This window comes from Rhodococcus sp. 14-1411-2a (assembly GCF_002259485.1).
Classification (GTDB): domain Bacteria; phylum Actinomycetota; class Actinomycetes; order Mycobacteriales; family Mycobacteriaceae; genus Rhodococcoides.
In genome coordinates this window covers 242,964-258,262 of the sequence record NZ_NPGA01000009.1, presented here as the reverse complement: position 1 = coordinate 258,262, position 15,299 = coordinate 242,964, and the positions used below count along the sequence as shown (strand labels likewise).

Sequence of the window (15,299 nt, the reverse complement as noted above, 5' to 3'; positions counted from 1 at the left end):
TTCCGACGGGAGATAGCTAAGGCTAGCCTTATCGCCAATGCCCTCTCGAGCCACAGGATTGTCATGACTCATCGCCTCACGTTCCGCTTCGCCGCAGTGTTCGCCGCCGTGGCAGCCGCATCCATCGCACTTGCCGGTTGCGGCTCCACCGATTCGGCCGACAGTCCGTCAGCCGCATCGTCCACCGGCGCGTTCCCGCTGACCGTGCACCACATGTACGGCGACACCACGCTGGACGCCGTACCCGAACGGGTCGCGACATGGGGATTCGGCACCACCGACGCGGTGCTCGCACTCGGTGTCCTCCCGGTGGCAATGCCGTCGGCCGAATACGGCGGAGGTGACGATCTGATCTATCCGTGGGTGTCCGACGCGATCGAGGCCTCGGGCGGTCCGGCACCGGTTCTGCTCGACAACGTCACGGACGCACTGTCCGTCGAGAAACTGCTCGCTACCGACCCCGACGTCGTGTTGGCCCCGCACTCCGGCCTCACCCGAGCCGAATACGACGCGGTGACCGCGGCCGGAGTTCCCGTCATCGCCCCGCCCGAGGAGCTGTGGTCGACGCCGTGGCGCGACGTCATCACCACCACCGGCGACGTTCTCGGGGTCCCCGAGCGCGCCAGCGATCTCGTTGCGGATCTGGACCGCCAGGTGCAGGACGCAGGCGCGCAGCATCCCGAATTCGACGGCCGCACAATCGCATACGTGTCCGAGGCTGCCGACGTGTACTACCTGCTGTTGCCGTCGGACCCGCGAGTGGAGCTGCTCGAGAATCTCGGCTTCGCCTCACCGGCCTCGGTGACCGATCTCGCGACCGACGATGCCACCTACTCGACGACCGTCTCGGCGGAGAACATCTCGAAGATCGACGCCGACGTGGTGTTCACTCAGGTCGACACCGAGGATGCCCTGCAGCAGTTCCTCGATTCGCCTGTGTCGCGCCAGATTCCGGCCGTCGCCGCCGGTGCGGTCGCCGGATTCGTCGGCCAGGAAGCCGGAGCTGCAGTGGGCCCGACGGCACTGTCGATTCCGTACTTCCTGCCGACGCTCGTCGATGGTCTTGCGGCCGCTTGTTAGGTAGCCGAGGACTGACGAGCGCTACCTCGTGGCACCACTGCGTGCTGCCTCGAGATGGTGAGCGGAGGCAGCTTTCAGGTGCGTGAGATCGGAGGCGACGGTAGCGAACGTGTATCCCTCACTCAGTCGCTGCGCCGCGAGTTCGCCGGACGGAGTGTGGATCCCTGCGGCGATTCCTGCTGCCGCTGCAGCCTTCTGGACTCGAACGATGGCTTCCTCGAACACATCGTCGACGCTCGTGTCTGTCGGTGACGAGCCACCGACGGCCAGTCGCAGATCTGATGGGCCGACGTATACCCCATCCAAACCCTCGACTGCACAGATGGATTCGACGTTCTCGAGTCCCTGTGGCGTCTCGATCATTGCGACTACCGCGGTGTCGCGATTCGCCTCGGACGGCAGTGGTCCGACCCGGAGCTGGGAGCGCATCGGTCCGTACGAGCGGATTCCGGCAGGGGAGTAGCGAGTGGACGCTACCGCGCGCTCGGCGTCGGCAGCGGAGTCGATGAGGGGAACGATGACCATTCGGGCCCCGGCGTCGAGCGCCTTCCCGATGTAGGTGGGGTCGTTCGCTTCCACGCGAACGACCCCGGCAGATCCGGCCGCCGAATCGATGGCCTGCAAACCGCGCAGCAATCCGTCGTATCCCATCAGGCCGTGCTGGAGATCCAGCGCGATGTAGTCCCAATCCAGATGTGCGAGCCATTCGGTGGACACGGGTGAATCGATGACCGACCAGTATCCGAGAATGCGCTCGCGATTGCGCAGGCGGGTGGCGAAGTCGTTGGCAGGCATGAAGTTTCCTATCGGTTGTAGGCAGGCATCGGACCACGCAACGTGGCACCGACGTCGTCGCAGGCAATCATCAGGTCCTGCGCTAGTGGGCCGCGGTTCAGGGCATCGATGTTGGCTTTCAGGTGTGTCGCTTTCGAGCCGCCGAGCAGTATCGGCCCCACCACTGGCTTGGACCGGAGCCATCGTAGAGCCAGCTCGGTCAGAGGGAAACCGGCGTCCGACGCGATGGCCGAGAGAGCTTTTATCGCCTCGAAGATCTGAGCATTCCAGTATCGGTCGCGATACATCGACGCCAATCGTGAGTCACCGAATCGCCCCTCGTTCGGAGATTGCTCGAATGAGTGCTTACCGGTGAGCAATCCACCGCCGAGTGGGTTGTAGACCATGGTGATCAGGCCGGTGACATCGGCGAATTCGACGTACTCGTCCTCGATTCGCCGAGCCAACAGGTTGTAGAGCTGTTGCGCAACGATCGGACGCGGCGCTCCGACATCCCCTGCGATGCGTGACACCTCACCGATCTGCCACGCCGAGAAGTTCGAGACGCCGAGCGCGCGAACCTTGCCCTCGGCGCGCAGGGCGGCGACCGCCTCGAGAGTGTCCTGCAGGTCCGCTGCTCGGTCGGGTTGATGCAGATAGAGCAGATCCACGTACTCGGTGCCGAGGCGGGTGAGACTTGCTTCGACGCTGAGGCGCAGGCCCTTCGGCGACAGGGGCGAATTGCCATCGGTGTCACCGAGGTACATTCCAGCCTTGGTCGCGACTGTCACCGAGTCGCGTCGGGCAGAGATGAACTTCGAGACGATGCGTTCGGACTCGCCTGCGGAGTAGCCGTTGGCCGTGTCGATGTGGGTGATACCGGCATCGAACGCGAAATCCATCAACTCGACGGCAGCGTCGAGGTCGACCGTATCTCCGAATGTCATGGTGCCCAGCACCATCGATCCGAAACCGAGGTCGTTCATCAGGACACCTCGATTCCGAAGACCTGCATCACCGAGTACACGCCCAGCGCCATGATTGCCAAGCTGCTGATGACGAGTGCCACCGTGATGCCGGGATGGGGCCGGTGCTGCTTGTCGGTTTCGTCGGAGCGCAACTTCCACACCGCGATCACCACGGCGACCAAGAAGATTCCGCCGCCGATTCCGCCGATCTGAACCATCAGAACCGGTGATTGAACGAAGAGATAGAACACAGCCCACAGCGGCGGGAACGCGACGGTCAGGATTCGGATACTCCGTCGGCGGGCAACCGGATCGTTCCAGTCCAAGACACCGAGGATGCCCAAGGTATGCGTCCAGAGCCGGGGCACGCTGGCCACCGAGCCGATCAGGGTGGACCACAGCACCGCGATGGCCCCGACGAGGAAAACGATCTCGGCCCACGGACCCAGGGTGTCGGTGTACATGCGAGACAGGGTGGTGATGACCTCGTTGCCCGCCGGTACGAGTCCTTGCGGGTGCAGAACCGACGCGCCGATCACGTAGAACGCGAGAGTGCAGACAGTGCACACCAGCCAGGAGACCGCGACATCCATGCGCATCACCCGGAGCCATCCGTCTGCACGTCGAGCACGGGCGGGGGTGCCGTCGGCCGGACCGGTCCACCGTGCGTATCCTTTTTCGATGCACCAGTAGGTGTAGGTGGTCATCTCGTCGGCACCGACACCCGTCAAGCCGAACATCGCTACCGAGACGCCGATCAGTGCCGCAGGGATGGTGAAACTCATTCCGCTGGCGAGATCATTGGTGTCCCAGCCGAATTCGGTGAACGGGAGAGCCAGGGCCAGGGCGACAGTGATGAGGGTGAAGCCAGCCACCGATGCGACGGCCAAGCGCTCGATGATCGAATACTTGCTGGTCTGCAGCAGGGCTAAGGTGCTGACGACGATGATGACCGTCCAGGCAGTGAGAGACGACCGAGACAGCGGCTCGCCGACGATGGGCAGCAGGATGGAACAGGCTGCGGCCGTTCCACCGATGATGCCGCCGCGCTGGAACATCTTGGTGAAGTCCATGCCGATCCACAGGTAGTTGATCCACCCGCCTCGGCGAGTAGTGGGACCTACGTGTGAATAGAGTTCGAGGGCAGGCTTGCCGGCCAAGATGCTGATCCGGGCCAACTCCATCTGGACCCACACCTTCACCGTCGTAGCGATGATGATGAGCCAGAGCAGTACGAAACCGGCTCTGGCACCCAATGTCGTGGTCAGGATGAGTTCTCCAGAGCCCACGACGGCAGCAGAGAGGATCATGCCCGGGCCGAGTCGACGGACACGGCCGCCGAATGTGGTGGGTGGATCGAGTACGTCGGCAGGATCGAGCGCGTAGGGGTCGAGATCTCCGACTCCCTTGCGGGTGTGGGCGGTTTGCGTCATGTTGAGGGCTTTCTCGAGGGGGAAGTACGGAGTAGTTCAGTGGGCCGAGTGCACCGGAGTGTTGCCGGCCAGTACGCGCGCAATATCGAGTGCGACAGTCGTTCCCATGGTTCGATTCGCCTCTCGGGAACACGCACCGATATGTGAAGTCAGAACGACGCCGGGTGCAGTCCGAAGTGGTGAATCTCCGAGCGGTTCGATGGCGAACGCGTCGAGTCCGGCCCCGGCGAGATGGCCATCCACCAGCAGATCGGCGAGTGCTTGTTCGTCGACCAGACCTCCGCGTGCGGCGTTGATCACCACGGCGCCGGAACGCATGGCTTGCAGTCTCGCTCGATCGAGGATCGGGCCGACACCGGCGATGGCAGGAATGTGCAGCGTCACTACATCGGAGGACGATATGCAGGTGTCCATATCGACTGCAGTGACACCGGCTTCGGTGAAGGTGGCGGGGTCGATCATGGGATCGTGAGTGATGACCTGCATGCCGAATGCTGAACCGTACGCGGCCACCATTCGGCCGATCCTGCCGTAGCCGATCACTCCCAATGTGCGCCCGGCCAATTCGGAGCCGAACACCTTGGTCCACCGGCCCGCGCGGATCTCGCGGTCGCTGGCGGTGATTCCTCGGGTCACGTCGAGAATCAGGCCGAAGGTCAGTTCCGCTACCGCCCTTGAATTGGAGCCCGGCGCGTAGACAACTGCTATTCCCCTCTCCTTGGCTGCGTCCACATCGATGTTGTCGTAGCCGACGCCGTGCTTCGCCACCACCCGCAGAGCCGGTGCCGAATCCATCAGCTCCGCGTCCACGCGGTCCAGACCGACGATCATCCCTGCTGCGTTCTGCACGTGCGCTTCGATGTCTTCGCGCGACGGAGGGCCGGCATGGCCACCTGGTTGCGTCACGGTGTGGCCTGCTGCCTCGAGCACAGTGCGAGGTTCGGACGAGTAGCGACCGAAGGTTGGGGTCGTGACGAGCACCGTGCCGGGGGTGTGTGACGGAGCATCAGCGTTTCCGATGTTGTGGGCCATGTCACGACCCAATCAGAACCGCGCGAAATGCGCAAGTGATGCGCGTCAGTTGCGCGAAACACGCACAACTGGCACTGTGGTTGCAGAACCTCCTCGCCGTGCGGAGGGGCTGTGTTCTGTATGTAGGCATCGCAACAGGAGGGGGTGGCCATGCGGCCCAGCACATCCGGCATGCTCGTCATCGCCGACGACCTGTCCGGTGCCGCCGAGGTGGCAGGCGTCTTTATCGGCTTCGCGGCGGACATCTCTCTCGGTCTCGGCCCTGTTTCGCCCGAACCGGGCGCTTCGAAGCCGAGCGCGACGGTGACAGTGCTCGATCTGGACACCAGGGCCGCCGATGCGAGCGGTGCTGCATCGATCGTGCGAGCCGCAACGAGTGGAGTTCCCGAGGGCACTCGAGTTCTCGCCAAGATCGACTCGCTTCTTCGAGGCAACGTGGCCGCAACCGTCGGTGCACTCGCCGAGGTAGGGCCGGTCGTCGTCGCAGCAGGGTTGCCGTTGTTGCGCAGAGTAATTCGTGACGGTGTGCTGTATGTCGACGGAGTTCCTCTGGCCGACACCGACCTGTGGTCGGCGGAGGCGAGCGCCCCGCCCGTCTCGCTGGCCGAGCTTGTCGGAGCAACGGTGGTAGAGATCGCCGATCTTGCGGACACCAAGGGAATCGTGCTGTGCGACATCGCCAGTGACGACGATCTCGACCGTGTAGTGGCAGCAACGGCGGCTCGGCCGGAGATAGCGTTGGTCGGCACATCGGCGCTCGCCGCTGCAGTCGCACGAACCATGCCGAAGCGTCCGCATCGTCGATCGATCGCCGCCACCGTCGATCCCGTTCTCGTCGTCGTCGGCACTGCCTCGTCGGTCGCGGTCGATCAAATCGACTGTGTGGCCGCCGATGGTGTTCGAGTCGTGTCCGTCGATGTACAGGAGCTGCTCGACGGGCGAGCGGACGCCGGCATTCTGAATGCAGCCTTGCACCGCGGCTCGGTAGTGCTCACCATCGGAGGACCGGTCGATCCGACGGCATCTCGCGCACTTGCCGCAGCCCTGGCGACGTTCGTACACGACGGATTGCGTTCACACCCAGCAGATCTGGTCTTGACTGGCGGCGAGACTGCTCGTGCCGTGATGTCGGCTCTCGGAGTGCACGCCCTCGTACCTGTCGATCAGGTGCACTACGGCGCCGTTGTCTCCGTCGCCCCCGACGGCCGCCGAATCGTCACTCGTCCAGGCAGCTTCGGCGACCGAAACAGCTTGTCCACCATTCACTCGTACCTGATCGGCTCTTCGCCGGTCGCCGACGTAAGGAACTTCGCCATGCCGTCCACCCACACCCTTGCGCTACCCGTCGTTGCCGTCACGATGGGCGACGCCGCCGGGATCGGCCCCGAGGTGATCGTGCCCGCGTTGCTCGACGACCGAGTGGCCGGCTGGTGCAACCCCGTAGTGATCGGCGACAGTCGGCGCCTGCGCCAGGCCGCCGGAGTCCTGGGACTCGACCCCGAAATCGTGACGATCGAGAGCGTGTCGGACGCCGAGTTCGCTCCGGGGCGCATCAACGTGATCGATCTGAACTTGATACCCGACGAGCTACCGTGGGGCGAGCTGTCCTCTGTCGCTGGGCACGCCGCGTACGAATACATCCGGGTTGCATCGGAATTGGCTACCGAAGGCCAGGTCCATGCGATCTGCACCGCCCCGCTGAACAAGGAGGCGCTGCACGCCGCCGGGCACATCTTCCCTGGCCACACGGAACTGTTGGCGCACCTGACCGGGACCGAAGAAGTCTCGATGATGCTCTCGACGCCCAAGCTCAAAGTCATTCACGTCACTACGCACATCGGGCTGCTCGACGCCGTCGCCAAGATCGAGCCCGGTCTGGTGGAGCGAACCATTCGGCGCGGATACGAGGCCCTGGTTCGTTCGGGAACGGCGCAGCCCAAGATCGGTGTGTGCGGCATCAATCCGCACGCCGGGGAGAACGGACTGTTCGGTTACGGCGAGGAGGACCTCAAGATCGTTCCCGCCGTCGAGAAGCTCCGCGCCGATGGACTCGACGTCGTCGGTCCGCTGCCCGCCGATACTGCGTTCTTCCTCGCCGGGCGCGGCGACTACGACCTCATCGTCGCGATGTATCACGACCAGGGGCACGGGCCGGTCAAGGTGCTCGGCATCGAGGCGGGTGTCAACATCTCGGTCGGGCTCCCCGTCATCCGTACCTCCGTCGACCACGGGACTGCGTTCGACATTGCAGGCAAGGGAATTGCCGAGGCCGGTAGCATGATCGAAGCTCTGCGACAGGCAGCCGAGCTCGCAACCACCACGGCCGAGGTCGAGTAGCGGAGGTAGAGATGGCGGTTCGAGAATCGCAGGCGAGGCGAACGGAGATCGTCCGCCTTGCCAAGACGGCCGGGCTTGCCGACGTCGAAGCTCTCTCTGCGCAGTTCGGTGTCACCGCATCGACCATCCGGCGCGATTTGGCGCAGCTCACGGCGGAGGGTCTGATCGCGCGTACCTACGGCGGTGCCATCGCGCTTGCCTCACATCCGGAGTCGTCGCTTCGTCAGCGCTCGGGCGAGAGCTTCGAGGCCAAGCGGGCCATCGCGAAATGGGCGGCCAACATCGTGCTTCCCGGCGAAACGGTGATGCTCGATGCCGGCACCACAGTCGGTGCGATGGGCGAATTTTTGCGGGATACAGAACGATTGACCGTCATCACCGCCGGCCTCACCGCTCTCGAATCCCTGGCCGACGCGGACGGTGTTCGCGTTCAGTGTCTGGGAGGAACCCTGCGTCACGTCAGTCAGGGATTCGTCGGGCCGCTCGCCGAGTCGAACCTTGCGCGAGTGTCCTTCGACAGAGCCTTCCTCGGGGCAGACGCCGTCACCGCCGATTCCGGTATCTGCGAAGCGGAGCAGGAACAGACTCGCCTCAAAGAACTGATGATGGAACGAGCGGGCAGCGTCTACGTGCTTGCTCACGCTGAAAAGCTGGGTGAGCGCCCATTCCATGCCTGGGCACCGTTGCCCGCAGGTGTCACCTTGGTGACCGACGCCGCTGCGACAACGGATCAGCTTCGCCCGTTCGAGGACGTCGGCGTCGAGGTGGTCGTGGTGTGAAAGCTAGTGCGCGTGACCCGAACTACCGCATCGCGCAACGTCTTCGAGTGCACACCCACACCGCCGACGGTCCTGGAACGCTCGATTGCGGTCTCGATGTGCCACGAGGAGGCGTCGAACAGGGCGGTGATGTCCTTCGCGGTGACGGTGGCCTCGTGCGGCGGCTCGCCCTCGGATGAATGATGGTGTGCGCCATCGTCCAGATGCCCGACGATCAGCAGCGAACCACCCGGCGCGACCCACTGCGCGATGTGTCGATAGAACTCCAACTGCGGAATCGACGGATGCGCGTAGTGGGTCATCACCAGATCCCAACGCTCGGTAGGGTTCCAGGTCGTCAGGTCTGCGTCGATCCAGGTGACGTCGACCCCGGCTGTCTGCGCCTGCTGTGCGGCGGTGTGGAGGGCGGTTGCGGAGATGTCGGCACCGGTGACCTGCCAGCCCTGCTCGGCGAGCCAGATCGCTTCCGCTCCGGTGCCGCATCCTGCGTCGAGCGCAGTACCGGGTTTCGATCCGGCTGTTTCCTCCACGAGATACGGATTGGCGGCGACGGTGTGGGACGTTCTGTCATCCCAATGGTGCTCCCAGTAGTCCTTGTCGAATGCGTGCGTCATCGATCGTCCTCTCCCGGTGGTGTGCCGATATCAGAATTACAGCCCGCGCGCAGGTGCAGCAAGTATTGTTGCAGTATCAGCAAATCGACGACGGTGATCGCGCTGTGTCAGTGAGGTACGTCGGTGATCATTCGATTGCGGCCGGCGCGCTTGGCCTGAAACATCAGTGCGTCAGCTCTGTCGAGTGTGTCGCGAAGACCTTCGTCCGGTCGCTGGAGCGTGTACCCGGCCGAGAACGTCACCCCCGAAGACGTGGTGGCGGCTGCAAGAGCCTCGAGCGATCGAAGAGCATCGCGACGATCGCAGTTGCGGAGAGTGATCACGAATTCCTCGCCGCCCCACCGTGCCAGGAGGCCATCGACGCCGATGCAGTTGCGTGCAGTCGACGCGAAGTTACGGAGCAACGCGTCGCCGGCTGCGTGGCCGAAGTGGTCGTTGAACTGTTTGAAATGGTCCAGATCGAGAACCGCGACGACTGTGTCGACCGAATGGTCGTCGACGACGGACACCGCGTAGTCCGACCAGCCGCGACGGTTGAGTGCCCCGGTCAGTTGATCGGTTCGGGACGCAAGCAGGATGCCGTCCTCGACCTCTTTTCGTTCGGTGATATCGAGAGCGGCAGCGAGCGTCCACTCGGCATCGGACGGACCGGTGAAAGGAACCAGAGTCAGGAGAACCCAGCGAATCTCGTCGTTGGGTCGGACGAACCTCACCTCGACTTTCACGGATTCTTCCGCGGCCGTACCGGCGGCCATCAGGTCCTCGACACTGCCGTGAAGCGGGAGGTCGTCCGGGTGAGTGTGCACCGTTGCGGATCGACCTATCAATTCCGAGGTGGGCAAGCCGACGAGTTCGCAGTAGGCGGCATTGACGTCGACGAAAAGCCCATCGGCGTCGGAGAGAGCTTGCGCCACGGGGCTGGAGGCGAACATGCGCCTGTACCAGTGTTCCTCCACGACGCGACGACCCGCTTTCTCCCCTTCCCGCATCGGAAGTCTAGTCGAGGGCGGGTCGAGCTCAACGGCACGTGCGTCCGCCGACTCTTGCGGGAATTGCCACCGGTAGGCAGCAAACTGGCACGAATGTACGACTTTCGGGAACCGTGTGCGCTCCCGCGCCGTCCAAGGGGTTGGGATGGCCGGCCGACGATGGGGTCTTGATGACGACGAAGTGGCGAGAAGTGACGAGCATCGAGTGCCAACAGGATTTCGACGACCTGCTCGACGTCTGTATCGACATCGCCGCCGAGCGGATCAGCGAGAATTGGGGCCTCCACGCGTTAGCTGTCGTCAACGATTTGTCCGGCGGGCAGAGGGTGCTCGCGCCGCTGCAGCCGGAGGTCGGCGGGGCATCGAACGCCGCGATGCACGAGCAACTCGTCCACGATCTGCGAGCCGTCGCCGGGGATCTGCGGTCGTACGCCATCGTCTCCGACGTGACCGGCGAGGAGGCGTCGGGCACATATCTCGAGGTTTTGCTCGAGCACCGCGAGTACGCGATGCGAATACTCGTCCCGTACCTGATGCCCGACGCCACGACCTTCGATCTGGGTCCGACGAAAGCTTCGGCGGGGCAACGGTTTCTGTGGGGCTGATGTCGCCGCAAACGCGCGCGCCTTCGTCAGGTGCGCGCGATTTCTACCCGGATCGGGGGCGAATCCGGACGCGTCTGACAAACGCGCGCGCCTTTGCGAAACCCGGGGGTGCGCGCGCCGATCACCCTCGTCCAGGAGATTGGCACTCTCAACAGTCGAGTGCCAAAATAGAGGCACATACTCACTCGAAAGGAGTCCGCAGTGACCGTCACCTCTCCCCACTTCGATTCACGTGAATTGGACGACGACATGCCACCGAAGTGGTGGAATCGGCGCATTCGTACCCGCGCTCAGGTGACCGAATATGCCGTCATGTTCGGGGCACTGTCGATCGTCTCGTTCTGGGCTGCGGGCCTCGGTATCGCGGCGGGACTCATTGCCGTCGCCTCGGCATTGTGGGCCGATCGCAGCCCCGACCTCTCCGGGCCGCCCGCCGATCGCAGCGACAGGGCGCTTGCCCTCGGGACCGGCATCGTCGGAATTTTCGTCGGCATCGGATTCGTAGTGATGGTGTTGCCGTACTGGTGATGGAGCGACTTCGTCGCATGTGACTGGAACTTCGTAGCCTGCTACGAGCTTCTGCTCACGACCCCGGGCACCCGCCTTCGAGGCCGGTCGACCGTAATGCGGTCGGCCGGTTTCGTCGTTTCGACTCGATTTCTTCGAGTATCTGCGACGGAGCGTTGCACCAACCAGATTTATATGTGACGCTGTGTAGCGTAAAGATTTGAGGACGCGGGCGGAAGGATCACCATGACTGCAGTCGACGACGCACGAACGCTCTACCGAGACAGGCTGCACGCTCTGTCGACGGCATCGGTGCATCAGCACTTCGACGCCTTCCTCGACATCCCCTGGGATGAGCCCGAATATGCGATCGTTCCCAACGATCCACTCTGGGTGCTCCCGGACGCGGACCCGCTCGGCCACACCGACTGGTACAAGTCGCTTCCCCTGGACCGGCAGATTCACATCGGGATGTACCGCCAGGCCAGCATGGTCAAGGTCGGCCTGCAGTTCGAGCAGATCCTCATCAGCGGACTCATGCAGTACGCCCTCACACTCCCGAACGATTCACCCGAATTTCGGTACTCGACGCACGAAGCCACCGAAGAGTGCCACCACACCCAAATGTTCCAGGAACTGGTGAACCGCATCGGCATCGACGTGCCGGGTGGGCCCGCGTGGTTCCGCAAAGTCGTACCGATGCTCACGGTGTTCGCCGCTCGATCGGCACCGTTCGGATTCTTCGTCGGCGTCCTCGCGGGAGAAGAGCCGATCGACCACATGCAGAAGGGCGTCCTGCGCGCCGGTAGCGTCGGACACCCCTTGGTGCAGCGCGTGATGCAGATTCACATCGCCGAGGAAGCCCGTCACATCGGCTTCGCGCATCAGTACCTCGAGCACAAGGCCCCGCGGCTCGGACGCTTCGAGAAGGCATCGATCTCGATACTCATGCCGGTCATCATGCGACTGCTGTGCGACGTGATCATGAAACCGAGCAAGCAGATGCGACGCGACCTCGACATCCCCGACGAGGTTGTCGACGCCGTCTGGTGGGACAGCGACTCCTCACGAAAGGCATTGCGCGACACCTTCGGTGACGTCCGCATGCTCGCGGGCGAGCTCGGACTGATGAACCGCGTGTCCCGACGCGTCTGGCGCGCACTCGGTATCGACGGACGGCCGTCGCGCTACCGCAGTGAGCCGTCGTTCGGCTGAGTTTCGTCGACGACGCTTTCGAGTGGCACCTGCGGGATCGCGATGCCGCGGGATGCTCCGAGTCCCTTGACCTGCAGCCAGATGGTGTCGGCCAGGAATGTCGCGAAATGATCGAGCCCGGTGCGTGTTTCGGTCTGCCCGCTCCAACTGCGCACCGCGCCCATGCAGCCGGACACCAGGCCCGCCACCCACGGCCGCACCAGCGACCAGTCGTCGGTGGTCAGGTCTGCATGCACGAGGGACAGGAACGCCGCGACGCTCACTTCCAACTGCTCGGCCAGCATGGCGTTGGTTTCTTCGAGGGGAGTAGGCGACTCGGCACTGACGTCCTGCTCGACGAAACGCGTCCACGCGGGATGCTCTGCCACCCACCGCACGTAGGTACTCACCACTCGATGGACCACATCGCGAGGAGTGCCGGTCAGTGCGAACGACGTGACCAACGTGGCCGTCAACTCCGCGCAGATCGCCCGCTGAATGGCCGTATCCAAGTCGGTGCGATCACGAAAATGCCGGTACAAGCCGGTGCGATGTACCCCGGCCTCGGCGGAAATCTGTGCGGTGGTGAGCCGCTCACCAGGAGCGATATCGCGCGCCAGCACCGTCATGGCGGCGTCGATGATATGGCGTCGACGATCGGTGTTGTGCTGTTCCCAACGCCGCTTACGGCCATCGGACTTCGGGCGCGGGCCACCGTCACTCATGCTGCATGCTCTCACGTCCACCCTGGGTGAGGCTGTCAGTTGCTGCGTTTACGAAGCGCGAACAGAACGCCGGCGGCACCGACCACGGCCACCGCTGCGCCGATCGGCCAGAGTGGGAATCCGTCGTCGGTGTCCTCTGTCTGGGTCGCGGGCGGTAGGGCCTCGTTGGTGAAGTCGAGGTCCGTTGCCGGGGGAGCGGCGGCTTGGGTGAGCTGGAACGGAATGCTGCCGGTGATCGGATGCCCGTCGGCGGAGACGACCCGATAGCCGATGGTGTAGTCCCCTCCCGCGCCGAGTCCGTCCAGATCCACTGTCACCGTGCTGCCGTCGATGATCGGATCCGAAGTCGCCCAATCCATTCCGTCGGATCCGACGACGGTCACGGTGGCGAAGTTCGACTGCACGGACTGATTGAACGTCAGCGTCACCTCGTCCGGCGCGGCGTCGAGCACGGAGTTCTCGGCAGGGTTGCTGGACTGCAGAGTTGCATGGGCAGCTGCCGGAGCGATCGACAGTGTTGTCGCGGTGAGAATGGCGGCTGCGATCACGGCCAGGCGTTTCATGGACTGCTTTCTTGTTGTGGCTACTCGTGTGGAGGTTCGCCGGTGACCTTGTGGTCTGCGAAGTTGAGGCCCTCACGCACGAGACGGGCGAGGTGACCGTCGGCCAGGCGGTAGATGACGTTTCGGCCGTCGCGTCGGGTCTCGACGAGTCCGGTGAATCGGAGCTTGGCCAAATGCTGACTGACGGCGGTGCGGGAGGTTCCGGTGGCCGTGGTCAGTGCGCTGACGTCGGCGGGGCCTCGGTCGAGTAGCCAGAGGATGTGCAGTCGGGTGGGGTCGGAGAGCATCCGGAAGGTGTCGCTGGCCGTGGCCAGGCGCGCGGAGTCCGGTTCGACGGCATGGTCGAGACTGATGCGCGGTTCCTTCTTCGGTGGCATCGAACGTCGTCTCCCTACGCGGAGGCGACCACCGACATTCGGGTGCGACTCCACAGGCGTGCTGCGGTCAGTGCCGCAAGTGTAGCCAAGCCCGTGAGCACCATCGCTGCAGTGAACAGTCCGAACCGGGCCCCGACCCACCCCGCAATCGGATAGGTGAGCAGAAACGCCGCGTGCGACAGCGAGAACTGCGCCGTGAAGATGGACGTTCGGGTGCTCTCGTCGGATTCACGACGCAGAATCCTCGCCGACGGCGTGTTGATCATCGACGTTCCGACGCCCAGCAGCGTCCACGTCGTGGCCAGCGCGATCCAGGCTGCCGACCCACCGTTCAGGGTTGCAACTGCTGTTGCTGCTGCGGTTCCCACGACGGCTGTTGCGGCTCCGGTGAGCATGAGGGTGTGGTCGTTCGTGGATCTGAGGACCCGCGGAACGAACAGTGCAGCGAGCATCGAACCGCCGCCGTAGAAGCCGAGTGCGATGGCCAGCTGGCTGCTCGATCCGCCGAACAGATCGCGAACGTAGACCACGGAATTGACCACCACCAGAGCCGTTGCTGCGGCGACCACCGTGTTCAACGCGAGCAGCCCCTGCAGTTCGGGATTTCTGATGAACGTCGTGATGCCTGTTGTCGGCGTGTTGTGTTTGGGCGCAGTGCGTTTCGGCAGCACCGTGCCCACCACCATCACCGCGGAGACGACGAACCCCAGCGCCGTGCCGACGAACAGCGTGTGAAAGCCGATGACCGTCAACAGTGCTGCGGCGATGAGTGGACTGACCAGTGACTCGAGGTCGTAGGCGAGACGCGAGAGCGTCAACGCGCGGGTGTACTGCTGCGCGTCGGGCACCACGGACGGAATGACTGCCTGAAAGGTGGGAGTGAATGTGGCCGACGCCGCCTGCAGAACGAAGATCAGCACGTAGACCTGCCACACCTGATCGACGAAGGGCAGCGCCAGCGCGGTGAGCGCCCTGACGGCGTCGGCGGTGACGAGCACGAGCTTGGTCGGGAGCGTGTTGGTCAGCGACGAAACAATCGGAGCGACAAACACATACGCGATCATCTTGATCGCGAGAGCGGTGCCGAGGACCGCACCGGCGGCACTGCCGGCGATGTCGTAGGCGAGCAGCCCCAGGGCCACCGTCAACAGACCGGTGCCCAGCAACGCGACGACTTGCGCGGTGAAGAGGCGTCGAAAGGCGATGTTTCGGCGAAGCATGGCTTCAAGGTACACATGCGTGCGCACTTGCGCACTCATATGGTTTTGCTGATTCCGAGTTCCCGCAGGCACGGCAAGGAATCTTTGGGTAGCGTTGCGCGG

The 15,299-nt window shown here is 63.9% G+C and carries 16 protein-coding genes; 6 read left to right on the top strand and 10 right to left on the bottom strand.

Annotated features, from left to right (window positions below):
- Window positions 1-63 precede the first annotated feature (63 nt).
- A complete protein-coding gene (locus CH291_RS06820) occupies window positions 64-1,080 on the top strand; it encodes an ABC transporter substrate-binding protein (protein ID WP_094686986.1) in 1,017 nt (338 codons plus the stop codon).
- Between the two features lie 21 nt (window positions 1,081-1,101).
- On the opposite strand, the gene CH291_RS06815 is transcribed toward CH291_RS06820, so the two are convergent.
- From CH291_RS06815 to CH291_RS06800, 4 genes are read right to left on the bottom strand one after another with little or no spacing between them, the layout of a single operon-like run.
- Window positions 1,102-1,875, bottom strand: coding sequence for an HpcH/HpaI aldolase family protein (locus CH291_RS06815; protein ID WP_094686985.1), 774 nt, complete (start codon window positions 1,873-1,875; stop codon window positions 1,102-1,104).
- 8 nt (window positions 1,876-1,883) lie between these two features.
- The gene (locus CH291_RS06810; RefSeq protein WP_094640697.1) at window positions 1,884-2,840 is read right to left on the bottom strand and encodes an aldo/keto reductase; all 957 of its coding nucleotides are present in this window, start codon (window positions 2,838-2,840) and stop codon (window positions 1,884-1,886) included.
- On the bottom strand, window positions 2,840-4,255 hold the full coding sequence (locus CH291_RS06805; protein WP_094686984.1) for an Nramp family divalent metal transporter: 1,416 nt from the start codon (window positions 4,253-4,255) through the stop codon (window positions 2,840-2,842). The genes CH291_RS06810 and CH291_RS06805 overlap by 1 nt, the downstream gene beginning before the upstream one ends.
- A 36-nt stretch (window positions 4,256-4,291) precedes the next feature.
- Window positions 4,292-5,287, bottom strand: coding sequence for a phosphoglycerate dehydrogenase (locus CH291_RS06800; protein WP_094686983.1), 996 nt, complete (start codon window positions 5,285-5,287; stop codon window positions 4,292-4,294).
- A 150-nt stretch (window positions 5,288-5,437) separates the two neighbouring features.
- Between CH291_RS06800 and pdxA the strand changes: the two genes are divergently transcribed.
- Both pdxA and CH291_RS06790 read left to right on the top strand, forming a co-directional pair.
- Window positions 5,438-7,624: a 4-hydroxythreonine-4-phosphate dehydrogenase PdxA gene (gene pdxA / locus CH291_RS06795; RefSeq protein ID WP_068055269.1), complete on the top strand. Its 2,187-nt coding sequence runs from the start codon at window positions 5,438-5,440 to the stop codon at window positions 7,622-7,624.
- 11 nt (window positions 7,625-7,635) lie between these two features.
- A complete protein-coding gene (locus CH291_RS06790; RefSeq protein ID WP_068055266.1) occupies window positions 7,636-8,403 on the top strand; it encodes a DeoR/GlpR family DNA-binding transcription regulator in 768 nt (255 codons plus the stop codon).
- On the opposite strand, the gene CH291_RS06785 is transcribed toward CH291_RS06790, so the two are convergent.
- Together CH291_RS06785 and CH291_RS06780 are read right to left on the bottom strand one after the other, a co-directional pair.
- Window positions 8,355-9,017 (bottom strand): class I SAM-dependent methyltransferase, encoded by a 663-nt coding sequence (locus tag CH291_RS06785; RefSeq protein ID WP_094686982.1) that lies wholly within the window; start codon window positions 9,015-9,017, stop codon window positions 8,355-8,357. The genes CH291_RS06790 and CH291_RS06785 overlap by 49 nt on opposite strands.
- A 107-nt stretch (window positions 9,018-9,124) precedes the next feature.
- Window positions 9,125-10,006, bottom strand: a complete 882-nt coding sequence (locus CH291_RS06780) for a GGDEF domain-containing protein (protein WP_094686981.1) — start codon at window positions 10,004-10,006, stop codon at window positions 9,125-9,127.
- 191 nt (window positions 10,007-10,197) lie between these two features.
- Between CH291_RS06780 and CH291_RS06775 the strand changes: the two genes are divergently transcribed.
- From CH291_RS06775 to CH291_RS06765, 3 genes are all read left to right on the top strand, one after another.
- Window positions 10,198-10,611, top strand: coding sequence for a hypothetical protein (locus CH291_RS06775; RefSeq protein ID WP_218829013.1), 414 nt, complete (start codon window positions 10,198-10,200; stop codon window positions 10,609-10,611).
- A gap of 201 nt (window positions 10,612-10,812) precedes the next feature.
- Window positions 10,813-11,139 (top strand): hypothetical protein, encoded by a 327-nt coding sequence (locus CH291_RS06770; protein ID WP_094686979.1) that lies wholly within the window; start codon window positions 10,813-10,815, stop codon window positions 11,137-11,139.
- Window positions 11,140-11,364: 225 nt separating this feature from the next.
- Complete coding sequence (locus CH291_RS06765; protein WP_094686978.1) at window positions 11,365-12,333, top strand: AurF N-oxygenase family protein; 969 nt, start codon at window positions 11,365-11,367, stop codon at window positions 12,331-12,333.
- Here CH291_RS06765 and CH291_RS06760 read toward each other — a convergent pair.
- Genes CH291_RS06760 through CH291_RS06745 form a run of 4 tightly spaced genes read right to left on the bottom strand, consistent with a single transcriptional unit; the run spans window position 12,306 to window position 15,197 of the window.
- On the bottom strand, window positions 12,306-13,037 hold the full coding sequence (locus tag CH291_RS06760) for a TetR/AcrR family transcriptional regulator (protein ID WP_141215212.1): 732 nt from the start codon (window positions 13,035-13,037) through the stop codon (window positions 12,306-12,308). The two genes, CH291_RS06765 and CH291_RS06760, sit on opposite strands and share 28 nt — an antisense overlap.
- A 35-nt stretch (window positions 13,038-13,072) precedes the next feature.
- Entirely contained in the window at window positions 13,073-13,600 is a 528-nt protein-coding gene (locus tag CH291_RS06755; protein ID WP_068055243.1) for a copper resistance CopC family protein, read from the bottom strand.
- A gap of 20 nt (window positions 13,601-13,620) precedes the next feature.
- Window positions 13,621-13,977, bottom strand: a complete 357-nt coding sequence (locus CH291_RS06750) for an ArsR/SmtB family transcription factor (protein ID WP_032396178.1) — start codon at window positions 13,975-13,977, stop codon at window positions 13,621-13,623.
- Between the two features lie 14 nt (window positions 13,978-13,991).
- Window positions 13,992-15,197, bottom strand: a complete 1,206-nt coding sequence (locus tag CH291_RS06745) for an MFS transporter (protein WP_094686976.1) — start codon at window positions 15,195-15,197, stop codon at window positions 13,992-13,994.
- Between the last annotated feature and the right edge of the window lie 102 nt (window positions 15,198-15,299).